The 17,706-nt window shown below is 29.7% G+C and carries 45 protein-coding genes and 1 tRNA gene; 1 reads left to right on the plus strand and 45 read right to left on the minus strand.

Annotated elements, in window-relative coordinates; all coding sequences use genetic code 11:
* Positions 1-133: 133 nt before the first annotated feature.
* From QZU75_RS05565 to QZU75_RS05635, 15 genes are all read right to left on the minus strand, one after another.
* Complete coding sequence (locus tag QZU75_RS05565; RefSeq protein WP_296882144.1) at positions 134-493, minus strand: hypothetical protein; 360 nt, start codon at positions 491-493, stop codon at positions 134-136.
* A gap of 3 nt (positions 494-496) precedes the next feature.
* Positions 497-1,003 (minus strand): hypothetical protein, encoded by a 507-nt coding sequence (locus QZU75_RS05570; RefSeq protein WP_296882145.1) that lies wholly within the window; start codon positions 1,001-1,003, stop codon positions 497-499.
* A gap of 34 nt (positions 1,004-1,037) precedes the next feature.
* Positions 1,038-1,334, minus strand: coding sequence for a hypothetical protein (locus QZU75_RS05575; protein WP_296882146.1), 297 nt, complete (start codon positions 1,332-1,334; stop codon positions 1,038-1,040).
* Positions 1,335-1,505, minus strand: a complete 171-nt coding sequence (locus QZU75_RS05580) for a hypothetical protein (RefSeq protein ID WP_296882147.1) — start codon at positions 1,503-1,505, stop codon at positions 1,335-1,337. It lies immediately after the preceding gene.
* Positions 1,495-1,824 carry an ASCH domain-containing protein gene (locus tag QZU75_RS05585; RefSeq protein WP_296882149.1) on the minus strand — a complete coding sequence of 110 codons (330 nt, stop codon included), beginning with the start codon at positions 1,822-1,824 and terminating at the stop codon, positions 1,495-1,497. Before QZU75_RS05585 ends, QZU75_RS05580 begins: the two co-directional genes overlap by 11 nt.
* 6 nt (positions 1,825-1,830) lie before the next feature.
* On the minus strand, positions 1,831-2,028 hold the full coding sequence (locus QZU75_RS05590; protein WP_296882151.1) for a hypothetical protein: 198 nt from the start codon (positions 2,026-2,028) through the stop codon (positions 1,831-1,833).
* Positions 2,021-2,278, minus strand: a complete 258-nt coding sequence (locus tag QZU75_RS05595; RefSeq protein ID WP_296882152.1) for a hypothetical protein — start codon at positions 2,276-2,278, stop codon at positions 2,021-2,023. The genes QZU75_RS05590 and QZU75_RS05595 overlap by 8 nt, the downstream gene beginning before the upstream one ends.
* Positions 2,279-2,463: 185 nt before the next feature.
* Positions 2,464-2,589 (minus strand): hypothetical protein, encoded by a 126-nt coding sequence (locus QZU75_RS05600; protein WP_296882153.1) that lies wholly within the window; start codon positions 2,587-2,589, stop codon positions 2,464-2,466.
* A gap of 101 nt (positions 2,590-2,690) precedes the next feature.
* Positions 2,691-3,302 (minus strand): DUF3310 domain-containing protein, encoded by a 612-nt coding sequence (locus QZU75_RS05605; protein WP_296882154.1) that lies wholly within the window; start codon positions 3,300-3,302, stop codon positions 2,691-2,693.
* Positions 3,303-3,304: 2 nt separating this feature from the next.
* Positions 3,305-3,589: a hypothetical protein gene (locus QZU75_RS05610; protein WP_296882155.1), complete on the minus strand. Its 285-nt coding sequence runs from the start codon at positions 3,587-3,589 to the stop codon at positions 3,305-3,307.
* Positions 3,589-4,275 (minus strand): ERCC4 domain-containing protein, encoded by a 687-nt coding sequence (locus QZU75_RS05615; RefSeq protein ID WP_296882156.1) that lies wholly within the window; start codon positions 4,273-4,275, stop codon positions 3,589-3,591. The genes QZU75_RS05610 and QZU75_RS05615 overlap by 1 nt, the downstream gene beginning before the upstream one ends.
* Positions 4,276-5,013, minus strand: coding sequence for a proliferating cell nuclear antigen (pcna) (gene pcn / locus QZU75_RS05620; RefSeq protein WP_296882157.1), 738 nt, complete (start codon positions 5,011-5,013; stop codon positions 4,276-4,278). It lies immediately after the preceding gene.
* A gap of 5 nt (positions 5,014-5,018) precedes the next feature.
* Positions 5,019-5,363 (minus strand): hypothetical protein, encoded by a 345-nt coding sequence (locus tag QZU75_RS05625; protein ID WP_296882158.1) that lies wholly within the window; start codon positions 5,361-5,363, stop codon positions 5,019-5,021.
* A 7-nt stretch (positions 5,364-5,370) separates the two neighbouring features.
* Positions 5,371-5,730 (minus strand): hypothetical protein, encoded by a 360-nt coding sequence (locus QZU75_RS05630; RefSeq protein WP_296882159.1) that lies wholly within the window; start codon positions 5,728-5,730, stop codon positions 5,371-5,373.
* A 154-nt stretch (positions 5,731-5,884) separates the two neighbouring features.
* Positions 5,885-6,088, minus strand: a complete 204-nt coding sequence (locus QZU75_RS05635; protein WP_296882160.1) for a hypothetical protein — start codon at positions 6,086-6,088, stop codon at positions 5,885-5,887.
* Positions 6,089-6,207: 119 nt separating this feature from the next.
* Between QZU75_RS05635 and QZU75_RS05640 the strand changes: the two genes are divergently transcribed.
* Positions 6,208-6,528, plus strand: coding sequence for a hypothetical protein (locus tag QZU75_RS05640; protein ID WP_296882161.1), 321 nt, complete (start codon positions 6,208-6,210; stop codon positions 6,526-6,528).
* A gap of 85 nt (positions 6,529-6,613) precedes the next feature.
* On the opposite strand, the gene QZU75_RS05645 is transcribed toward QZU75_RS05640, so the two are convergent.
* From QZU75_RS05645 to QZU75_RS05790, 30 genes are all read right to left on the minus strand, one after another.
* Positions 6,614-6,703, minus strand: a tRNA-OTHER gene (locus QZU75_RS05645).
* 489 nt (positions 6,704-7,192) lie between these two features.
* A complete protein-coding gene (locus QZU75_RS05650; protein WP_296882163.1) occupies positions 7,193-7,573 on the minus strand; it encodes a hypothetical protein in 381 nt (126 codons plus the stop codon).
* 28 nt (positions 7,574-7,601) lie between these two features.
* Positions 7,602-8,009 carry a hypothetical protein gene (locus tag QZU75_RS05655; RefSeq protein WP_296882165.1) on the minus strand — a complete coding sequence of 136 codons (408 nt, stop codon included), beginning with the start codon at positions 8,007-8,009 and terminating at the stop codon, positions 7,602-7,604.
* A complete protein-coding gene (locus QZU75_RS05660; protein ID WP_296882167.1) occupies positions 8,010-8,573 on the minus strand; it encodes a DUF1523 family protein in 564 nt (187 codons plus the stop codon).
* A 4-nt stretch (positions 8,574-8,577) separates the two neighbouring features.
* Complete coding sequence (locus QZU75_RS05665; RefSeq protein WP_296882169.1) at positions 8,578-9,084, minus strand: hypothetical protein; 507 nt, start codon at positions 9,082-9,084, stop codon at positions 8,578-8,580.
* A gap of 81 nt (positions 9,085-9,165) precedes the next feature.
* Positions 9,166-9,519 carry a hypothetical protein gene (locus QZU75_RS05670; RefSeq protein WP_296882171.1) on the minus strand — a complete coding sequence of 118 codons (354 nt, stop codon included), beginning with the start codon at positions 9,517-9,519 and terminating at the stop codon, positions 9,166-9,168.
* Between the two features lie 3 nt (positions 9,520-9,522).
* A complete protein-coding gene (locus QZU75_RS05675) occupies positions 9,523-10,188 on the minus strand; it encodes a hypothetical protein (RefSeq protein ID WP_296882173.1) in 666 nt (221 codons plus the stop codon).
* Complete coding sequence (locus QZU75_RS05680; RefSeq protein WP_296882175.1) at positions 10,181-10,462, minus strand: hypothetical protein; 282 nt, start codon at positions 10,460-10,462, stop codon at positions 10,181-10,183. Before QZU75_RS05680 ends, QZU75_RS05675 begins: the two co-directional genes overlap by 8 nt.
* An 18-nt stretch (positions 10,463-10,480) precedes the next feature.
* A complete protein-coding gene (locus tag QZU75_RS05685) occupies positions 10,481-10,651 on the minus strand; it encodes a hypothetical protein (protein WP_296882177.1) in 171 nt (56 codons plus the stop codon).
* The gene (locus QZU75_RS05690; RefSeq protein WP_296882179.1) at positions 10,648-11,046 is read right to left on the minus strand and encodes a hypothetical protein; all 399 of its coding nucleotides are present in this window, start codon (positions 11,044-11,046) and stop codon (positions 10,648-10,650) included. Before QZU75_RS05690 ends, QZU75_RS05685 begins: the two co-directional genes overlap by 4 nt.
* Complete coding sequence (locus tag QZU75_RS05695) at positions 11,043-11,468, minus strand: hypothetical protein (RefSeq protein ID WP_296882181.1); 426 nt, start codon at positions 11,466-11,468, stop codon at positions 11,043-11,045. Before QZU75_RS05695 ends, QZU75_RS05690 begins: the two co-directional genes overlap by 4 nt.
* Positions 11,465-11,623, minus strand: coding sequence for a hypothetical protein (locus QZU75_RS05700; protein WP_296882183.1), 159 nt, complete (start codon positions 11,621-11,623; stop codon positions 11,465-11,467). Before QZU75_RS05700 ends, QZU75_RS05695 begins: the two co-directional genes overlap by 4 nt.
* Positions 11,624-11,740: 117 nt before the next feature.
* A complete protein-coding gene (locus QZU75_RS05705) occupies positions 11,741-12,001 on the minus strand; it encodes a hypothetical protein (protein ID WP_296882185.1) in 261 nt (86 codons plus the stop codon).
* A complete protein-coding gene (locus QZU75_RS05710) occupies positions 11,991-12,191 on the minus strand; it encodes a hypothetical protein (RefSeq protein WP_296882186.1) in 201 nt (66 codons plus the stop codon). The genes QZU75_RS05705 and QZU75_RS05710 overlap by 11 nt, the downstream gene beginning before the upstream one ends.
* 4 nt (positions 12,192-12,195) lie before the next feature.
* Entirely contained in the window at positions 12,196-12,606 is a 411-nt protein-coding gene (locus QZU75_RS05715) for a hypothetical protein (RefSeq protein WP_296882188.1), read from the minus strand.
* A gap of 8 nt (positions 12,607-12,614) precedes the next feature.
* Positions 12,615-12,869: a hypothetical protein gene (locus QZU75_RS05720; RefSeq protein ID WP_296882190.1), complete on the minus strand. Its 255-nt coding sequence runs from the start codon at positions 12,867-12,869 to the stop codon at positions 12,615-12,617.
* Positions 12,866-13,114 (minus strand): hypothetical protein, encoded by a 249-nt coding sequence (locus QZU75_RS05725; protein WP_296882191.1) that lies wholly within the window; start codon positions 13,112-13,114, stop codon positions 12,866-12,868. The genes QZU75_RS05720 and QZU75_RS05725 overlap by 4 nt, the downstream gene beginning before the upstream one ends.
* 2 nt (positions 13,115-13,116) lie before the next feature.
* Complete coding sequence (locus QZU75_RS05730; protein WP_296882192.1) at positions 13,117-13,263, minus strand: hypothetical protein; 147 nt, start codon at positions 13,261-13,263, stop codon at positions 13,117-13,119.
* Entirely contained in the window at positions 13,256-13,456 is a 201-nt protein-coding gene (locus tag QZU75_RS05735) for a hypothetical protein (RefSeq protein WP_296882193.1), read from the minus strand. The genes QZU75_RS05730 and QZU75_RS05735 overlap by 8 nt, the downstream gene beginning before the upstream one ends.
* Positions 13,453-13,926: a hypothetical protein gene (locus tag QZU75_RS05740; RefSeq protein ID WP_296882195.1), complete on the minus strand. Its 474-nt coding sequence runs from the start codon at positions 13,924-13,926 to the stop codon at positions 13,453-13,455. Before QZU75_RS05740 ends, QZU75_RS05735 begins: the two co-directional genes overlap by 4 nt.
* On the minus strand, positions 13,919-14,356 hold the full coding sequence (locus QZU75_RS05745; RefSeq protein WP_296882197.1) for a hypothetical protein: 438 nt from the start codon (positions 14,354-14,356) through the stop codon (positions 13,919-13,921). Before QZU75_RS05745 ends, QZU75_RS05740 begins: the two co-directional genes overlap by 8 nt.
* A gap of 265 nt (positions 14,357-14,621) precedes the next feature.
* Complete coding sequence (locus tag QZU75_RS05750) at positions 14,622-14,843, minus strand: hypothetical protein (RefSeq protein ID WP_296882199.1); 222 nt, start codon at positions 14,841-14,843, stop codon at positions 14,622-14,624.
* Positions 14,844-14,947: 104 nt separating this feature from the next.
* Positions 14,948-15,409 carry a DUF4314 domain-containing protein gene (locus tag QZU75_RS05755; RefSeq protein ID WP_296882201.1) on the minus strand — a complete coding sequence of 154 codons (462 nt, stop codon included), beginning with the start codon at positions 15,407-15,409 and terminating at the stop codon, positions 14,948-14,950.
* Positions 15,406-15,783 (minus strand): hypothetical protein, encoded by a 378-nt coding sequence (locus QZU75_RS05760; protein ID WP_296882202.1) that lies wholly within the window; start codon positions 15,781-15,783, stop codon positions 15,406-15,408. The genes QZU75_RS05755 and QZU75_RS05760 overlap by 4 nt, the downstream gene beginning before the upstream one ends.
* On the minus strand, positions 15,780-16,256 hold the full coding sequence (locus QZU75_RS05765) for a hypothetical protein (protein ID WP_296882204.1): 477 nt from the start codon (positions 16,254-16,256) through the stop codon (positions 15,780-15,782). The genes QZU75_RS05760 and QZU75_RS05765 overlap by 4 nt, the downstream gene beginning before the upstream one ends.
* Positions 16,243-16,407 (minus strand): hypothetical protein, encoded by a 165-nt coding sequence (locus tag QZU75_RS05770; RefSeq protein ID WP_296882206.1) that lies wholly within the window; start codon positions 16,405-16,407, stop codon positions 16,243-16,245. Before QZU75_RS05770 ends, QZU75_RS05765 begins: the two co-directional genes overlap by 14 nt.
* Positions 16,404-16,982 (minus strand): hypothetical protein, encoded by a 579-nt coding sequence (locus QZU75_RS05775; RefSeq protein WP_296882207.1) that lies wholly within the window; start codon positions 16,980-16,982, stop codon positions 16,404-16,406. The genes QZU75_RS05770 and QZU75_RS05775 overlap by 4 nt, the downstream gene beginning before the upstream one ends.
* The gene (locus QZU75_RS05780; RefSeq protein ID WP_296882208.1) at positions 16,979-17,278 is read right to left on the minus strand and encodes a hypothetical protein; all 300 of its coding nucleotides are present in this window, start codon (positions 17,276-17,278) and stop codon (positions 16,979-16,981) included. The genes QZU75_RS05775 and QZU75_RS05780 overlap by 4 nt, the downstream gene beginning before the upstream one ends.
* A 14-nt stretch (positions 17,279-17,292) precedes the next feature.
* Complete coding sequence (locus QZU75_RS05785) at positions 17,293-17,457, minus strand: hypothetical protein (protein ID WP_296882210.1); 165 nt, start codon at positions 17,455-17,457, stop codon at positions 17,293-17,295.
* A complete protein-coding gene (locus QZU75_RS05790; RefSeq protein ID WP_296882211.1) occupies positions 17,454-17,705 on the minus strand; it encodes a hypothetical protein in 252 nt (83 codons plus the stop codon). Before QZU75_RS05790 ends, QZU75_RS05785 begins: the two co-directional genes overlap by 4 nt.
* Between the last annotated feature and the right edge of the window lies 1 nt (position 17,706).

The following is a 17,706-nucleotide window of genomic DNA, read 5'->3' on the forward strand; positions in this document are numbered from 1 at the left end:
TAGTTGATATAAATTATAAACTATTATATACTAGTACATATATAATATATATCAGTATAAAATTTTTTTTGTTTCTTTTTTTATAAAAAAAAGAAAAGGACACCACATAAAAATAATCCTATCAAATCTCTTTTTAATCATAAAAACTATCCTCCCACTCCAAGAAAAATAAAAAATCATCACCAACCAACACAGTATACTTTAAACCATTAGCTAACTCAAAAACAATCCTATCACAAAATAATTTAACACTAACCAACAAACGCAAATTAAAACTATAATCCTTACGCTTACGATAAACACCAAAATCCCCAGATACAGTTTCATACTCACAATTAGTAACTGTTAACTCTGCATCATAAATAACATTAGTCTGAGAAAAATAATCCGTCAAACTATCCAATAATTCACACACTTCCTTATTATCCAATAAATCTTCTTCAACAACCTCCATTGTAGGAGGATTTAAACAGATATTAACACTACTAAACATAAACTATCGCTTCCCTTCTCTAACTAAAATATCATGCTCATCTACCTTATGAGCACGTGGAACAATTGGAATTTTCTTCATAAAAGATTCTAATAAACGGCAAACTATAATCTCAAAAACTTGATCTGTTAAACCATACTTTTTTGTTATCCTGTAACTTTGCAATTTAATTTTACTGTTCTCAACTTTTTTAACATAAAACATAAACGCTAAGATTATGCATTTTTCTGAAGCTGTATGATGTAATTGTTTAAATTTACTGCTGAATTCGTCAATTAAATATCTGACTAATTTTTTCTGGTCTGGTGATAATATTAATGTTTTTGCTTCAAGACATAATTCATCAAAATCATTGAATAGTTCTAAGCATAATTCATCAAATATTAAGTGCCTGTTTTTCCTTTTCTGTTCATGTCTTAAATTACGATTTGTTTCTTTGCTTCTTCTTTCTCCTTTTACATAAGGTTTTTCATATAATCCTAGTAAATATTCCACACTTCGGTCTCTCATGAAAATCACATGAATTTTTATTAATTCTTTTTTTTTAATCTTTTAAGTTTAATTGTGTTTTAATTTGATTATTTAATTTGTTTTGTATTTCAATTGCTAATTCTCTGCAGGTTTGTTCATCAAATATTTCATTTGGGTATATTTGAATAAATGGTGCATCTTGAAATGTTAATTCTTGGATTGGTCCCTCATTATCTTTTAGGTCTATTCTAATATCTTCATATACTCTGTTTAGCAATTGTTCTCCATCTACTTTAAATGTTATTTTATCTTTTGTGACTGTTTCTAGTTCTACGCATCTCATTATTTTAACTGAATCTAAATAAACCATTTATAACTCTCCTATGCAGCGTCTTTTGGCGATTACTCCTAATTTAACAAAATCATTTATATCAGGATTTTCTTCAATGACTTCTTTAACAATTCTTTTTACTTCATCTTTATCCGCACAGCGATATGAATCCCAACAGGTGCGAACATACCATAATACTTTATCTTGCATTAATATCAACTACTTTAAACCGGATATAGTAAATTCGTGTTAGATTATCTAAGGTTGGGTATATGTCCAGTAATTCTGATTTTAATTCATTAACTGATTTGTATCCTTCTAGTTTTGCATCTTCATCATTTAAGTATTTGAATTGTTTGTATCCTGTATCTGTTATTTGAATGTAGGATTCTTTTTCTGTTCCTGGGAAGATTGCTTTGACTATTTGATTTTCTTTGAATTTTTTGTTGTGTTTTCTTATTGTTTGAGTTTTTATTCCAGAGGTTATGTCAGAGTAATATTTTTTGTTGAATTTTAATAAATCGTACATTTAAGATTATCTCCTATTTTTTTGGTAGTGTTCGCATGCTGTGTCGTTGAATTTTACTTTTAATGTTGGAGTTTCCGATGTTTCTCCTTCTGCTTGTTCTGGAGGGAATAGTTCATTTACTTTATCGCAGTAATGATAATATTCTCCGTCTTTTGTTGTTTTGGTTCTTGTGTAGTGTTGGCATTTTCCACAGATATTAACCATTGTTTCCACCCCCTTCTTCTAATTTTAAGGATAATATGTAATGTTTCCCCCCATCATAATTTAAAAAGAATACTGTTCCAAGAGTATTTTCTCCATTTTCAATAGCATTATCAGCTAATTCTCTAAAATTATTGATTCTTAATTCTCTTCTTTTATTAAGATAGTTTTCATCCACTCCATTTACTCTTAATGCAAAAAAATCAATTAGTACTTGAGATAGCATTTCTTTTGCTTCTTTTTTATCCATCATCAATTAAGCCTCCTTTAATGTTATTTGGTAATCCATTGCGCATACATCATAAGGGCAATCGCATTTGTCAGATACTTGACTATAATAAGCACAACCTAAATGAAGACGTGTTATTGTCCTCATTGTTTCTTCAGGAAGTGCTGTTTTATGTTCAGTTATTTGTACGGGAAATTTACATTTCATATTCAATCTTCCTTATCTGTTTTTGATTCAATTATCCCATCTGCAATTAATCTGATTCTATCAACTATTGTTTGATTTGTTCCGTTTAGGAGTTCTAATAATTCATCAGGGTTTAATTCAATTTTCATGAGTAATCACCTATTTCTAACTATTGCTGTGATTATTTTATCTACAGTTATTGCGATTAAACATGCTCCAAAACATATGCATCCCAAATAAAATTCAAATGTCATTGTTTATCCTCGATTTCATTAAGGCCTTCAAATGCTTTTATAACCATTCTTTCAGCAACTTTATCAATATAATATGCATCAGATTCATATAATCTCTTCAAATGCCCCAAATAATCAATTGCTTTAACAATATCCGTTGAAGCATTTTCTTTATGCCCTGCACGAACAGTATATTTAATCACATTTCCTTTGATGAACCCAATTGTTTCTTCACGTGATAATAATCCTTTTTTAAATGCTTCTAATGGACTTAATCCATTTCCAGCATAATATTCCGGTTCAGCTAATTTTTCAGTTGGTTCTTTTCCTTTTTCTTCAAGTTCTCTAATACTGATTGGTATATCTTCCATATCATCATCCCCATTTTCTTTGTCAAGCACATCCCCTAAAACAACCAAATTTTCATCAGGAGATGAATGCATCTCTTTGACTAGATTCTGTTTGAATCTTTCTAATTCAACTCCATCTAAAGTACTGTTTGAATTCTCCCGTGCCCATTCTTTAAACATTCTTTCCGTGTCGATTCCAGTTTCAGCACCGTTCTGATTTAATAATTCAGCAAAAAAGATTTTGCCAAATTCCTCATCTTTTAATAACTTATTTAACATAGTTAAACCACTCCTAAATCAATCACATCATCTGCATTAATAATACAATATTCTAAAATAAAATCATAATTAAAGAAAGCTACTGTACCATTGCTTTGACTTATTTTAATCCAATATTCATCAAAATAAATCTCATCAACTTTACGCAAGTAAAAAATAGTATTTGCTTCATGATAATTCAATTGAAAAGATAAAGCAAAATCATTAATCTTATCCTTAATCTTATCTAATACTTCTTTAACATTATTTATAATCAAAGGAGCTCTTTCATTCATTCCAAGTTTCATTATAATCCCCTTTTTTTCTTATTTATTGCACGCATAACAATCCCTGCTTTTTTACTACCAACACCATTAATTTCTTGTAAAGTATTATTATCTAATTGTAATAAGTCATCCAAATCATATACTCCAAGATTATCAACTATTAACTCTGCAGTATCATCACCAATATGTTTAGTAAGTGCTAAATAATTGAATGCAGGATTATCAGTTTTCTGTTTCAATCTTTTAACAACATGTTTATTATCAATACATTTTCGTGCTTGTTGTCTCATGAATTTTATAGCTCTTTCTTCTGTACTGCATTCTTTAACAGTTGTGAATGTGTTTAATCTTGCTATTGCTCCATCGTAATTATCCCATCCGAAGACATATGCTTCACCATCAAGGCCATCGAAGTATTCATGTTTTTCCATGTCACTTGCAACGATTATAACAAAATGGTATGGGAAACTTGTTGTTTGGTCTATTGCTTGATTAAAAACACGTTTACTTTCAACACTACCTATGAAATCTTTTAATGTTTTATATTCAAAGCATACTTGGTTATTGAAGACATAATCCCCAATTAATAATTCTTTAACATTTACAGTATCTCCTTTAGATTTGTAATAACATGCTGCTTTTCGTATACGGTCATCATGTTCACGATGATCTATTTGAATGTTGAAGTTTTTTATTTTCTTTGACATTTAATCAGCTTCTTCTAATCTAGGTGCAAGGAGGAATCCTAATTCTCCATCTCCAGTTACAAGTTTAAGTTTTAAGTTTAATGGTATATCCTCACCTAAAGATAATTCGCATTGTTCACTTAAGTTGCTTGCTTCTAACATGTCTTTTATTCTATCAATGTTGAATGTTGATTTGTAAACTTGTTTTACATGTTCTCCATGAATATATGAAACTTCTGCATCTCCTGTTGCTCCTTCTGTTGAAATTATTAAGTAATCGGGTGTTACTGTGAATGTTAATTTGTCGCTGAATAGTTCCATATCTGTTACTGCATTTTTCAAAACTTGTGTTGGTATTGTTAAATTAACAGGATAGTTAATCATTGGGGGTGTTGCAGATTCATATTCCAAATCTATTAATCGGATTTTGAATTTCCTTGTAGCATCACCTTCAAAAATTAATATTACATTACCTTCATCTACAGTAAGTTTCAAAATATCAGATGTTTTGCATTTTTTCAAAACTTTATTTAAGTCTTCAGTATCAACATTTATTTTTTCTGGAACATCGCAAAGGTATTCATCAAATAATTCTGCTTTAAATTCCATGTTCACAAAGGTTATGTGGCTGCGGTCTAATGCGTTTAGTCTCATTCCTTCTGAGTCACATTCTATTATTACTTCATCTATGATTTTGCGGATGCTGCTAAAGGCATCTTTGAATATTTTATTATTACTTAGTTCTAATTGGAAAGTCATTTAAATCACCCTACATATTCTTTTCCTTCTGGTTTAAGAGGATATACATCATCCCTTGTTCTTTTTCCTTTTGGATTACTTTTATATGGATTCTCAATCCACCAAGTCGTAGCATTCATTTGCTTAAGATTATTTGGAACAATCATTGCACATACAACAAAATTCAAATCAATTACACAACCATTACACCTTAAAACATTACCCTTTCTAAAAGTAACAGTATCTTCAGGTCCAATGATAAATTTAAAATTAACATTCTCAAAAGCCCGTTCTTTATCTGTAATTAATCTAACTGATTTATTCATAGATTTAGCTTCTTGAATTAACTCATATATTACAATTGATTCCATAAAACTATCAATCCCCAGAATCAGTAGTTTTCTCTTCTAATTTACCAGTAGTAAACAAGTAGTTAGTTCTGATTTCAGTAGTATTTTTTAGATGATTTTCAACTATAACACGATTATTAATAATCAATGATAAATTAAATACATCACAGAAATCAAAGATTTGTTCCAAGTTAAATAAATCTCCGTTGCAGTTTAATTTTATTGTTCCAGTCTCTTCGAATCTTATTATGAAATCTTCTGTTTCACCAACTGTTTTAAGATATTCTTTCATTCCTTCTTCGATTTTTAAGTTTAGTTCAATCATTTTTGCACGACAGTCATTATGTCTTTTGATGATCTTGTGCCATGTTTTATGGGTTGTTGTCATTGTTCCACTTCCTCATAAGTTTCATTGAATATATCTGGTTTTACAGGATATCGTTCACCTTTTACTTCTGTAATTACATAATCTCCTTTGTCTGCTTTCATTGTTCCTTCAATGGTTTTAATATACTCTTCTTCGGTTGCAATGTAAGCTTCAACTATTTTTTAACTTTATTTTCTTTATAGATGTCTTCGATTGGGATATCATCAAATTGTTCTAACCATTCTTTTTCTTCTTTGTTTAAGGTTTCCATGTCTTTTTTATAACATTCCTCAATATATCTGATTGATTCATTCTTTTCTTTTGTCAATAATGCTTTTTTATTTTTGATTGCTTGGAGCATTTGATTTGCTGAATTCATAGTTTTAATATTTATCAATAACTTGGTACTATTGTAACATCTTATCAAAATAAATCTATGTGAATCTTAAAAATTAAATAAAGAGTTATTTATATAATATTATACGGGAGGTTTAGATAATGGATGATACTACTTTTGAAGTTACAGGTATTGTAACAAATCATTTTTTAAAAAAAGAATCTGATGGCAGTCAAATAAAATTAGTTTTAGAATTACAAATGTTTGATGGGCAGAGGAGGAATTTATCATTTAATTTAGATTATCTTCCTAAATTATTTGATGTGTTTAATTTTAATAATAATTTAAATTTTATGCATTGTATAATGCAATGTTTAGTTAGAGATAGGTTTAAAGAGACTCCTTTAGGCACTATGAATTTGTCTTATGAAATTGTTGCTATTAGACATAATATTCATCAAAAATGGTTATATTTATATTAATGATGATGTTGAGATTGCTAATCAGGAGTTTACTATTGTAATCAATGTGTTCTTGGCGGGTAAAGAATATAATATATTATAATGATGGCGTGGGTAGGATTTGAACCTACGCTATCTAAGTGCTCCTTAGTGCCTTTGACACATGGAATCAAAACCATTGCTAGACCACCACGCCTATTGAATATATGGGTGTTGCAGGATTTGAACCTGCATTAAATGGTCTGGAGCCATTCGTACTAGCCTAATTATACTAAACACCCAAAATGGGATTGAGGGGACTTGAACCCCCGACCTCAATGTTCTCATTACGCTCTACTCAAAATCTGCCGGCAGATTACAACATTGAGCTTCTATCTGAGCTACAATCCCCAAAAATGAGTCAGATGGATTCGAACCATCACCAATTTATCCCGCTAAGGATAATCGCTCTTCCTTCTATAAATGATACATCCTACCGGAGTATCATTCTAAGCTATGACCCCATAACATAATATTAAGGGAGGATGTGGGAGTTGCACCCACTCTTGGCCCCCCGTTTATATGCTGCTACAGTTCCAACGTCTTCCCTTAATTATTAAATGATTACATTTAACCCATTGTAATCTAATTAAAGTGGCATATTACCATAGGTGGCCTGTGCCTATTCTACACTAATCCTCCTCATCTAAAAGTTCACATTTTTGAATTTGACACTAAAATCATCATTATGTTTATCATTATAAAATTTAGGAATATATATCCAAATTATATTTAATTTATAATTTCTTGGTTCGAATAACTCATTTTTTTCAACAGAAGTCAGTATTACATTAAATTTTTCACATAACTTATTATGTAATGTTTCAGTCCATGCAACAGTATTTTTTGATATGATAACTATTACATCACTATCTGTGTAACATAATTCAATTAAACCGTCATTTAATATTTTATTCTCTTTTCTAAAGATAGATAATTGTTCAGGGAGATTATCTGAGATATGAGTTTTTGGTAGATTGTAATTTTTGATATTTAGATAATTCCCTGGTAGTCTTTTGCAATCCATAATTTTTCCTGCAATAAAATATTATATTTTAATCTTCTTTTATTGTGTTAATTTCAATAATATTATCTAAATTAATGGCTTTAGCAACTGGTGGAATAACTGTTTTATCTTCAATATCTTCATGCCATTGTAATAAGTTTTCTTGAATGCTAACTGGAGTATCTTTTTTTACAATGTATTTTTCACCGTTTAATGCTATGAGTTCAGTATCACATTTCTCATAGTTCTGTCTTAAGATTTCAAGGATTGCAGTTTCATCAGTGAATTCATAAATCCTGTATAATTTATTTATAATATAGTCCAATGCTTGAATTTGTAATTTTAAACTATAGATTGCTTCATTATCATGAACTTGCATTGCTTCTTTTTGTTTATATTCTAATTCTGTTTTTTCAGCATCTATAATGTTAATTATTGTTTTTGCTTCAGATTTCATTTAAAACCACCATCCTCCAACGGCTGCATTGGTACCGGAATATTTGTTGAAATTATTATTTGTTGCGTTAGATTCATCAATTACTTCTTCCACAGTAAGTATATTTGGGAATGTGCTGTAGAATGGTTCTCTCCAACCATAATATTGGATTTTATATGTTCCATTACATTTTAATTGGTTAAATAAGTCACGAGTATTGAATTTACCAAACCAAAAATTCTCTTCATTCAGGAACGATTCACCATCAGTTGTTACTAGGAGCAGATCATCTGCACTATCAACAACTATCATTCCTTGCTTATTCTTTCCTATATTTGGTTTGATTTGATAATCCGAGACAGTTATTATTTTTTCCTGGACGGATGGTACTTCGTAATTGTTGTGCCATGCCATACTTGCTAATCCAAATCCTGCAATAACTATGATAACTCCTATAATTACAATAAGTATATTATCTTTCATTAATCCATATAAAGCCAGTAATACTCCCAATATTAATGGTATTAAAAGATATCCTATTTTTGTTAGTCCTAACATCCACCATGACGGAGGAACAAAAGTCATAATATTATTCCTCCTTGTTTAAGTCTTCAGCATTGCTTACTTCAACAATATCATCCAACATTTTCACAGTATTATAATAAGCTCTGATTAAAATGGATGGATCACTTAAATTCAAATATTCCGGTGTCACTCTTCCAAATCTTCCTTTACCTGCCATTACACAATCAGATATCATTTCAAAAATGTCGATTAATGTTACATCTAATGGGCAATCTGCATTTAAGTGATGTCTTTCTTCGTAGATGTGTCTTTGATACCAAGGCCTTTTTTTGAAGTCTTCATCTGTGTGTTCTGATAAGACATCTTCTGCGTATTCGTCGAAGTATGATATTTTTGTGAAGTCATGTTTTAATCCGGCTTCGTGGATTTTTCCGGCGAAGAAGTCCATTGCTTTTTGAACATCTTTGATGTGTTCTTCGGTGGCATCGTATAGTTTTTCTTTGGTTATATCTTCAGGTGCTGTTCGACTGTCAGCGTATTCAGTATTTTTGATAATTATCTTTGATGTCATATTATTATGTTTGGTGGTGGTTTGGTACTATTGTAACAAAAAAAAATTTAAAATATGTTTATAGAATGATTTTTTAGATCATCATTCACATATTTTTTCTAAATCACAATTCTTTTTCAAACATTTCACATTCCATAATCCAATGTTAAACCATGGATTAAGTGGATTAGTGCAAAAACTTAAAACTCCAATGGCTTCAATTTGTCTTCTCAGTCTGTGAGGGCATGATATCCATTCATCTAATTCTTGTTTAAATGGCATGTCATTTATTTGTTGGCCTAAAAATGTATATTGGTTTTCTATTTCTTTTGGTATTTTATGAGCATCTTTTATAATTTGTTCTGTAAGGAAATTAGATTCTTGGAGGGTTATAAGATTATCTTGTTTAAATATTATTTTTTTATGTTTGAATGCAGGGGCTTCCAGAATACTCATTTTTTATTCTCCTCTATTTAAAATGCTATTATGATATTCTGTCATTGATGTGAATTTTTCTTTTAATTTAACCTCAATAATTTTATCTGAATAATGATGATTAACTGGTTCTAATAATCGATTATCACTATCACAGTTCATAAAACTTCGCAATTCATATCCGCAGATTATATGGTCATTAACTACTAAATCATTCAACATATCTACAACATGATAATTTTTAACATTATCAAATACATTCTTAAGTGATAAGTCACTATAACCATAATAGTCTTCCCATCCTTTACTTATTGCAAGGTCCCAATATTTTTCATATAATTCTCCAATTGACCATGTTTCCCATTTATGTAATGGTTCTGTATTAACTGGGACATTTAAATAAACGGGGGAATGTAATTGGATTAATTCTTCGTGAAATTGTTTCATGAGTAACCAATTGTATTCAGTATCTTTTTGTCCGATGAGGTTAACTAAACCGTTAAATGCGTAAACAACTTGACCAGAATTACTGTGGTTTTGTATTTGTTGTTTTCTTAATTCTAATAATTCTTCAGGTGTATCGTTAGCTAACTTTTTAAAGATGTTATCTAATTCATTAGAATAATCATGGTGTGCAGGTTTTTCGTGGATTATTACTCTTGGAAAATCTTTTTCTAGTCTTTCAGTCATTATCTTCACTACCTATGTTCTTTTTTATTCCATTTTGGATGTCTATTAATTCATTTGTTAATACTGTTAATGTATCAATTCTTACTTTTTGTCGGTCAATTGTGGCATGGGAATAATTTCGTTTGATATAATATTCTAGTAAGTTTTCTTCTTCTTTTATTTTATCTTTAAATCGGTTTATTATTGTTTGATATATTAAGCATTGTAATTCTTTTTGACATGTAATAATTTTAGAATTTTTAAAGAAGTAATTTTCATCTGCTATTTGATCCATTGATATAACCCCATTCTATTATCTTAATATAATACTATCAATTACATGGCCTTGTTTGTCTTTAAATTCCAATACTGGAATCTCAGTATTGGGAAGTTTATTACATTCTACAGTAATATCTTCTTTTTTATAATTGTCAAGTAATGCATCTGTACATACAAGTTTAGTCATGAATATTGAATATTTCATTCTTTCACTTCCTCTCCGAATAGTTCTTCTTTGAATTCTTCTAATGCTGTTTTTTTAATCCAGTTATGTTTGCTTCCACAACCGCATGCACTTAATTCATATTCTTCTGCTTTGGTTTCATATTCCATGAGTTTAGCATTTAATTTTGCTTTGATGTCTATGTAATTATCTATTTGTTCTTGTTGTTTTGTTATGGTGTCTTTTTGCCTGTTGTTTCGTTCTTGTAAGTTAGCATTTTCAAATTTTAAACTATTAATCTCTTGATGCAATTCTTTAATATAACCATTTAAATATTCTATTTTATCAATAGCATCATCTCTTCTTTTTTTAAGTTGATGTGTTTGTCTTTGGTAATATTCAAGTTTTTCTTCAAGAGTCATTTCTTCGATATTCATTTAAATAATCCCTCCGGATGATTTTTAATTACATGATCCATTCCTTTATTAAAAGCTGATTTGTAATCCAATTTATTATTTTTTAAATCAACTTCTAATTCATCTGCAATGTCTTTAATTGTGACCCTTAACATATTATACACAGCGTGAATTTCTGCATTCTTTAAATATTTTAGTCTTTGAAATTCTGCATAATCATAATGTTTTTGTAAAGTTTCTTCCATTTGTGACTTAAATTTATTTTCTTCTTTTAATTCTTGATTTTCTTTTATTATTCTGTTTACTTTTTCAATGAATTCATCCATTGATTTTTTATCATATTCATCTCCGAACTGGAATGTTCCGTAGGTTTCGGGTTCGTCAATGTTTTTGATTACGAAATCACGATGATTGCCTAAGTTTATTCTTTGGTAATAAGTCATTTTTTCACGCTTTTTATTGCTTCCAAGAGTATCTTCTTTTTTTCTTCATTGTCTTGTTTGCAGTTAATTTCTATGGGTTCTAAATGTAAACTATTATCCCATGATATTGGTTCTGTTGGCATTGCTTTGCTTCGTATGTGGTCTTCAAATGTCATTCTTTTAACTCCTTGTGTCCCTAAAACTAAAGTATAAATTGTCAAATTCTTGGAAAGCTATTGTTAATCTTTTTTTAGCAGATGTTAATACATCCACATCAGAATAAATTTTCGGCATTATTCCTTATCCCCTGTTTCCCAGTCTTCAGGAAAAATTTCTTTAAAATAATCACATGAATTTTTGTCAGTTATTTTTGAAAGTAATGCTACTATTCCAATAATGCTTCCTTTTACACTATTGGCCAGGACAAGATTTCCCTCTTTTTCATGTCTTTTCATAGTGTTTTGATAGGTTTTTATTAATTGTTCTGCTTCAAAGATTATCTTTTCAGCATCATTTATTAATATAGTAGCCATTTTGTGGTCTTCAAATGTCATTTTTTATCTCCTTAACTTCTAAACTTACGTGATATTTTTTACCATCTTTATATTCTATCTCAAAACTTCTTTTACAGATGTTAAGTTCTTGGTCTTTATCAATTTCGGATATTATGCTCTTGCAAATTTTATTAATGGCGTTTTTGATTTGTTTTTGTAAAATAAAACTATGTTTTAAATCGATTGTCATTCTTTTAACTCCTTTCCAGTTTTTCTATTCTTTCTTTATAATAGTCAAATGCTTCTGCTATTTCATAAATACTCATTTTGAATACTCTGTCAAGTTCTTCCATTTTGACATCACCAATATGTTTTTCCCATTTCTTAAATTCCACCAATTCTTTTTTTAACTCTTCATTCTCTTTTTTTAAATCAAAGATGACAGTTTTCTGTACCGTTATATACTTTGATTGATTAAAAGCTTCAAACAAATCTTTTTTTAACTCTTCATTTTCTTTTCTTAATCTTTCAATTGTATCAATTTTATCATTTAATTGTTTAGCAATAAAATCCATGTCTGTACATACAGTACCATACAAAGAAACACCAGTAGTTTCTTCAATCAAACATAGATTATTACTTTTCCAATGTTGTTTTTCAGTCATTTTATCATCTAATTGGACCATTTTTGTTGCAATTTTTTGTCATTGTAGATTATCTTTTCAGCACATTCATCGTATTGACTAACTTCTGATACCCCTAATTCAAAGTATAATAAACACATATCGTTTTTTGCCACGTAGTTTTGGCAATTAAGATGTACATTCTCTTTACAGTTATCACATTCACCTTTATCGGATTTGTTCTTACAGTACAACTTGTTCCCTTCTTCAAACCGGTATTCACAATCTTTGAAAATAATACTCATTCTAAATCCAACTCCACTTCTTCAATTAATAATTCAAAATCATGCTTTTCAAAACCATAATATTTCAAATGCTCTGTCATTTTTTCAACTAATAATTCATACCAGTTTAACTTATCAACAACTTGTTCAGCACCATCTAAAGGATATAATATAATTTCACTATCAAATGATGTTTTTAATTCTTCTTCGTTGTCTATTAAAGTTAAACAATCGTTTTCTTTATCTTCTTGTGTTTCATATCTCATATTTATTGATTCCTTAATTTTTCCAAGTATTCTTCATTGTCATATGCAATATATTCTTCCAGGACATCAGGTAGATCATTAAAGGGTATCCGATATTTCCTGCATATTTTTCTTAATTTCATGAGTGTCCTGATAAAATCTTTAATCATCTGCTAAACTCCCCAAATCTTTTTTGTAAATTCTTTTACCTTTTTTAAGGAATGTTAAGATGGGTGTGTCCCATCCGTCAATTGCTTCCCCGCTAAAATGTACTTCATAGTATTTCCCATCTTCATCTTTTAATACTAATGGTGTATCGCTAAATAAATCAGATATCTTTAATGTATTGACTTGTTGTCTCATTTTAATTCCACTCCCAATTCTCGGGCAATTCTTTCAGTTGTTCCTCTTTCAAGTTGTGTTGCTCTGTATCCTTGCAAGTCTCCTTTTTCTGCCCAATGATTCATTTCCTTATCTCTTTTGTTAAATTCATCTTGTAATGTTTCTTCTACTTCTTTTTTATATTGTTTTAAATCGTCTCTTTCAATTTCTAATTCTAAGCAATTATCATGAAGTAAACTATGTCTATGGCGTAATTTACCATATTCTTTTCTTAATTTTTTATTATCTCTTTTTAATTCGATATTTAACTCCTTTAATTCATTTAATCTATCTACAGTTTTTTTATGATTATTTTGTTTCACTTCATCTTCTTTTTCATCTTCAAAATAGCCTAATCTTTTATTTTCTTCATAGAATAATTCATTTTCTGTACTGAACATTCCTTTTTGATAGTAATATTTTTCAGTTAATACTAATCGTTTTTCAGTCATTCAACCAACTCTTTAATCTATCTAAAACATCTTGACTTGTATGTCCATCAAATTTATCTTTCACCATAGCGTATTCAGGAATCTTGAAATAATCCCAATATTTAATGTGATAATGATTTGTTACTTGTTTTCCATCAGGTAATATTGCAACTACAATAAACCATTCATATATAAAAGTACCATCATTATGTCTTCTACTTTTATATACTTCAATTTCATTGTGTTTATGCCAGTTATTAAATAGTAAAGCATTGTAGACCATTCTGAAATCATATAATTCATTTTGTAATTGTTTTAACTGTCGATTTTCTGTCGACAGTTCATTTAATAAATCTCTACATTCATCACCAGTTAAGTCATGTTCATCAGTACCTACACCAATATGAACACCAACAACTGCTAGATGACATTTAAATTGTTTTTCAGTCATTCAAAATCCTCCATTTAATCTTTTAAGAAATCCAATACAGTAATCATATTCAATCAAAATCGGATGAAGAAAAAGTTGATATTCTTTTTTATTGGCGACATTTGTTGGATTATTCTGGCCAGGTGTCGCTTGCTTTAAACGATTATGATGTAAAGATAATGGTCAGAAATATCCTAAATTTTTTCTTTACTCTCAACCCAATCAACAATATCAACTTGCCCATTATTTGGATTAGGAAACAATTCAAATCGTTTATCCTTCGACATCATTTCATACTCCTCCTCCCCTTTTGCATTTGAATATAACTTTCCATAGCTTCCGCAGATAAACAAAAAGCCTCAACATCATGATCTTCAATACAATACTTACATTCATTTAACAACGGATAATTATCTCCACGCTGTCGCGCGCCCCCATTACTTCCTCGGAGATGTGTTCTACCCCACAAATCACCTCTAGCATCACATTCTTTGTTATGTTCATACATATCACATAGTTCTTCTAAAATTATTGTTCTCTTATTAAAACAAAAAACATAATCTTTATTTTTATCTAAACGAACTTCACGATTTACTTTACGCTTAAAAAACATTAATATCTACCTTGTTTTTTTACAATTTTCTCAAAATCTTCAACTATTCTTTTACTACTGGCTTTAGTACTTTTATCAAAATTACCATCCCAACAATTACATAATCTTCTTTGCTCATTTAATATTGCTTGTTTAAGAGCATCATCAGCAGATTTACACATCCGTTCAGGAGTGGCATATCGTCTATACTTCAGATTTTTTGTTAAAAGTTCATAAATTGCTTGAAATAATTCATTTTTAGAGACTACTATAAATTCATCTTTACATGGAACCACAGCTAAACTACTATTATAATTTAAAAAATTACAATGGATGTTACCAATATCATCAATTGATTCTACTACTCCTAATGTTCCTGGAGGTACTGGAGTTGGATCATCCATCTTGATTATTTTGATTATAGTGCCTTCAGGATATTTCTCACGAATCTCTTGTACTTCTTCTTTGCTTGGCCAATTCATAAAAAATCACCAATATAATTCCCTTGTTCTTTTAATTTCTTTTTTAGTTCAAAATTTTCTTTTTCAAACTTGTGAATATATTCGCTTACTTCATCTGGATTTAAACATAAGGCACTTATTTCTTTTTCAATTTCAGATATATCTAGCATTCCTCTACATGCTAATTGTTGTAATTTAATTGTTAAGAAACGGTTTTCCATCCTCAAATGTCTGTTCACAGCTTTTAATTCAATACAACGTTCTATATCTCTAGCGGTTCTGTATGCTTCTCTTTCAAGAACAGATAATCTGAAGCATATTTCTTCCATGGTATATTCCCTGTCAGTATATTTGTTTTTGATTTTTCCATCTTCAAAATAATATTCATCTCTCATTCTTGGGCCTCCTCTGCTATTCTTTCATAAAAATCAACAATCAAATGTTCTTGACCCACATCATGCAATAACTCTTCCAGAACATTTATCTTTTCTTCAAACAGGTCACCTAAAACAAGGTTGTCCTGTTGGTGTTTTAATCTGAAGTTTTTCTCTAATAATGTGAGGATTGCATTGCAGAATAAGTCTTCAATGTCTTGGCTTTGTTGCCATAAGTCATTCATGAAGTCTGCTAATTCTTCAGCATCTTCTACCATTTCAATCTCCCAATCTGGAAATTTGTCTAATTCATCAACAAATAATACTTTAACATCGTTGCCATCTTCCCATTTTGCTTTGAATCTTTTAGTATCATATTTTTTTGCTAAATGGTTTAATTCGTAATCTTCACATTCATTAGGGTCATCACTGCAAGATAAAACTGTATTGTAATAACAATACTTGCATTTCTCAGCTCTTTCAATCCTTTTCATTATGGACTCCTCCTTTTGATAATTCTAGTTCTTTTTGTAATCTGTTTCTTTCACCGATTAAACTAATGATTGTTTGCATGAAGAGGACGTCTTCATTTTCAAATTCTAGGACAAAGCGGTTTTTATCTTTAACTCCATAGATTCCAATCATCGTTCTACTCCTTGTCTGAAATCTTTTTTACTAAACCTGTAATGTGCATGTTGGAATAATGAGTTACTTATCCAATCTGATTTTAATGTGGGCATGTAATATCCGAATTTATCGCAGAAATCCATTATTAATCGTGGAGGGATTGGATGTTCATATTTACCTCTTACTTTAACAACATCTTGATCTACATCAAATTCTATCATGTCTGCATGACCTTCAAAGAATTCATGGATTTTTTCTTCATATCTTTTAATGTCTTTTTCATATCTTTCTTTAGTAGCATATAATTGGTAATGCCAGTTTTCATATTTGGTGGAGTCTTCATTGGATGATAATATTTCAAACTCTTTTAAAAGTTTATCCACATCAACACCTAAATCAGCTGCCATTATTTTTTTATCAAGTTCATCAGGTATTTTTAAAATGGTTACTCTGACATAAGCATGCATTAATTGATTAGCTATTTCAACGGCATAATAATCATCTGGTTCCCCGTCATTTGCTAATCTGCCAAGATACATACTGTAAAGAAATCCTATGAAACTTTTATCATCTGTTACTTCACTTAATTTCAATGTAAACCCTCCCTTGTTTCCATTTGGTTGATATTGTCAAATATACTGCATGCTAATGACTGAGTGGCTATTGACATATCATCGAAACCTATTTTAATGAAGTAACTGACAACTCTACCAATTATTTGTTTGACTTCAAGTTCATCTTTTTTAGATAAATAAGAATAATATTTTAATTTGCCATTGTATTTGTAGGATTGACAATCTAAACTTTCATTTCCAGTTTCAACATAATGAAAACCATCCTCACAGATGTCATTTAATCCTTTAAAATTTTTACAAAAATCACAAGACATTTAATCATCTCCTATCATAATTTACCTTCAATTATTCGTAATGCTGCTTTTGCAATTAACCTGTTGATCTGTTTATTACCTGTATGGATTTCAATTACCACTTTGTGGAGTAGGTTGTCATAGATATCTACTCCAGAATGGTATTTTGAATCATGTATTGTGAATCTTTTCCATGTCATATTTCCTCTTCTAATTCTTCATCTGTTTCAGAGAATTCGTCATTGTATTCTATTTTGTTTATTATTCTGACTTTCCCGTCAGGTTCGACTAATTCAAATCCGAAAGGTATGGCCATTATATCAGGGAATTCTTTTGTGATTGCATTGCCTAATCTTTCAGTTATGTTATCAATGTTTTTTGATAGTTGAATTCCGTCGGGGTCTTGTAATCTGATTACAACTCCGTATAATACATCATAATTGCTCATT

It is taken from the genome of uncultured Methanobrevibacter sp., from assembly GCF_902764455.1.
Taxonomy (GTDB): Archaea; Methanobacteriota; Methanobacteria; order Methanobacteriales; family Methanobacteriaceae; genus Methanocatella.

Excerpts from the sequence above, each read along its gene's own strand:
- QZU75_RS05565 (WP_296882144.1), bottom strand. The coding sequence starts at position 493 with ATGTTTAGTAGTGTTAATATCTGTTTAAATCCTCCTACAATGGAGGTT.
- QZU75_RS05570 (WP_296882145.1), bottom strand. The coding sequence starts at position 1,003 with ATGAGAGACCGAAGTGTGGAATATTTACTAGGATTATATGAAAAACCT.
- QZU75_RS05575 (WP_296882146.1), bottom strand. The coding sequence starts at position 1,334 with ATGGTTTATTTAGATTCAGTTAAAATAATGAGATGCGTAGAACTAGAA.
- QZU75_RS05580 (WP_296882147.1), bottom strand. The coding sequence starts at position 1,505 with ATGCAAGATAAAGTATTATGGTATGTTCGCACCTGTTGGGATTCATAT.
- QZU75_RS05585 (WP_296882149.1), bottom strand. The coding sequence starts at position 1,824 with ATGTACGATTTATTAAAATTCAACAAAAAATATTACTCTGACATAACC.
- QZU75_RS05590 (WP_296882151.1), bottom strand. The coding sequence starts at position 2,028 with ATGGTTAATATCTGTGGAAAATGCCAACACTACACAAGAACCAAAACA.
- QZU75_RS05595 (WP_296882152.1), bottom strand. The coding sequence starts at position 2,278 with ATGATGGATAAAAAAGAAGCAAAAGAAATGCTATCTCAAGTACTAATT.
- QZU75_RS05600 (WP_296882153.1), bottom strand. The coding sequence starts at position 2,589 with ATGAAAATTGAATTAAACCCTGATGAATTATTAGAACTCCTAAACGGA.
- QZU75_RS05605 (WP_296882154.1), bottom strand. The coding sequence starts at position 3,302 with ATGTTAAATAAGTTATTAAAAGATGAGGAATTTGGCAAAATCTTTTTT.
- QZU75_RS05610 (WP_296882155.1), bottom strand. The coding sequence starts at position 3,589 with ATGAAACTTGGAATGAATGAAAGAGCTCCTTTGATTATAAATAATGTT.
- QZU75_RS05615 (WP_296882156.1), bottom strand. The coding sequence starts at position 4,275 with ATGTCAAAGAAAATAAAAAACTTCAACATTCAAATAGATCATCGTGAA.
- pcn (WP_296882157.1), bottom strand. The coding sequence starts at position 5,013 with ATGACTTTCCAATTAGAACTAAGTAATAATAAAATATTCAAAGATGCC.
- QZU75_RS05625 (WP_296882158.1), bottom strand. The coding sequence starts at position 5,363 with ATGGAATCAATTGTAATATATGAGTTAATTCAAGAAGCTAAATCTATG.
- QZU75_RS05630 (WP_296882159.1), bottom strand. The coding sequence starts at position 5,730 with ATGACAACAACCCATAAAACATGGCACAAGATCATCAAAAGACATAAT.
- QZU75_RS05635 (WP_296882160.1), bottom strand. The coding sequence starts at position 6,088 with ATGAATTCAGCAAATCAAATGCTCCAAGCAATCAAAAATAAAAAAGCA.
- QZU75_RS05640 (WP_296882161.1), top strand. The coding sequence starts at position 6,208 with ATGGATGATACTACTTTTGAAGTTACAGGTATTGTAACAAATCATTTT.
- QZU75_RS05650 (WP_296882163.1), bottom strand. The coding sequence starts at position 7,573 with ATGGATTGCAAAAGACTACCAGGGAATTATCTAAATATCAAAAATTAC.
- QZU75_RS05655 (WP_296882165.1), bottom strand. The coding sequence starts at position 8,009 with ATGAAATCTGAAGCAAAAACAATAATTAACATTATAGATGCTGAAAAA.
- QZU75_RS05660 (WP_296882167.1), bottom strand. The coding sequence starts at position 8,573 with ATGACTTTTGTTCCTCCGTCATGGTGGATGTTAGGACTAACAAAAATA.
- QZU75_RS05665 (WP_296882169.1), bottom strand. The coding sequence starts at position 9,084 with ATGACATCAAAGATAATTATCAAAAATACTGAATACGCTGACAGTCGA.
- QZU75_RS05670 (WP_296882171.1), bottom strand. The coding sequence starts at position 9,519 with ATGAGTATTCTGGAAGCCCCTGCATTCAAACATAAAAAAATAATATTT.
- QZU75_RS05675 (WP_296882173.1), bottom strand. The coding sequence starts at position 10,188 with ATGACTGAAAGACTAGAAAAAGATTTTCCAAGAGTAATAATCCACGAA.
- QZU75_RS05680 (WP_296882175.1), bottom strand. The coding sequence starts at position 10,462 with ATGGATCAAATAGCAGATGAAAATTACTTCTTTAAAAATTCTAAAATT.
- QZU75_RS05685 (WP_296882177.1), bottom strand. The coding sequence starts at position 10,651 with ATGAAATATTCAATATTCATGACTAAACTTGTATGTACAGATGCATTA.
- QZU75_RS05690 (WP_296882179.1), bottom strand. The coding sequence starts at position 11,046 with ATGAATATCGAAGAAATGACTCTTGAAGAAAAACTTGAATATTACCAA.
- QZU75_RS05695 (WP_296882181.1), bottom strand. The coding sequence starts at position 11,468 with ATGACTTATTACCAAAGAATAAACTTAGGCAATCATCGTGATTTCGTA.
- QZU75_RS05700 (WP_296882183.1), bottom strand. The coding sequence starts at position 11,623 with ATGACATTTGAAGACCACATACGAAGCAAAGCAATGCCAACAGAACCA.
- QZU75_RS05705 (WP_296882185.1), bottom strand. The coding sequence starts at position 12,001 with ATGACATTTGAAGACCACAAAATGGCTACTATATTAATAAATGATGCT.
- QZU75_RS05710 (WP_296882186.1), bottom strand. The coding sequence starts at position 12,191 with ATGACAATCGATTTAAAACATAGTTTTATTTTACAAAAACAAATCAAA.
- QZU75_RS05715 (WP_296882188.1), bottom strand. The coding sequence starts at position 12,606 with ATGACTGAAAAACAACATTGGAAAAGTAATAATCTATGTTTGATTGAA.
- QZU75_RS05720 (WP_296882190.1), bottom strand. The coding sequence starts at position 12,869 with ATGAGTATTATTTTCAAAGATTGTGAATACCGGTTTGAAGAAGGGAAC.
- QZU75_RS05725 (WP_296882191.1), bottom strand. The coding sequence starts at position 13,114 with ATGAGATATGAAACACAAGAAGATAAAGAAAACGATTGTTTAACTTTA.
- QZU75_RS05730 (WP_296882192.1), bottom strand. The coding sequence starts at position 13,263 with ATGATTAAAGATTTTATCAGGACACTCATGAAATTAAGAAAAATATGC.
- QZU75_RS05735 (WP_296882193.1), bottom strand. The coding sequence starts at position 13,456 with ATGAGACAACAAGTCAATACATTAAAGATATCTGATTTATTTAGCGAT.
- QZU75_RS05740 (WP_296882195.1), bottom strand. The coding sequence starts at position 13,926 with ATGACTGAAAAACGATTAGTATTAACTGAAAAATATTACTATCAAAAA.
- QZU75_RS05745 (WP_296882197.1), bottom strand. The coding sequence starts at position 14,356 with ATGACTGAAAAACAATTTAAATGTCATCTAGCAGTTGTTGGTGTTCAT.
- QZU75_RS05750 (WP_296882199.1), bottom strand. The coding sequence starts at position 14,843 with ATGTATGAACATAACAAAGAATGTGATGCTAGAGGTGATTTGTGGGGT.
- QZU75_RS05755 (WP_296882201.1), bottom strand. The coding sequence starts at position 15,409 with ATGAATTGGCCAAGCAAAGAAGAAGTACAAGAGATTCGTGAGAAATAT.
- QZU75_RS05760 (WP_296882202.1), bottom strand. The coding sequence starts at position 15,783 with ATGAGAGATGAATATTATTTTGAAGATGGAAAAATCAAAAACAAATAT.
- QZU75_RS05765 (WP_296882204.1), bottom strand. The coding sequence starts at position 16,256 with ATGAAAAGGATTGAAAGAGCTGAGAAATGCAAGTATTGTTATTACAAT.
- QZU75_RS05770 (WP_296882206.1), bottom strand. The coding sequence starts at position 16,407 with ATGATTGGAATCTATGGAGTTAAAGATAAAAACCGCTTTGTCCTAGAA.
- QZU75_RS05780 (WP_296882208.1), bottom strand. The coding sequence starts at position 17,278 with ATGTCTTGTGATTTTTGTAAAAATTTTAAAGGATTAAATGACATCTGT.
- QZU75_RS05785 (WP_296882210.1), bottom strand. The coding sequence starts at position 17,457 with ATGACATGGAAAAGATTCACAATACATGATTCAAAATACCATTCTGGA.
- QZU75_RS05790 (WP_296882211.1), bottom strand. The coding sequence starts at position 17,705 with ATGAGCAATTATGATGTATTATACGGAGTTGTAATCAGATTACAAGAC.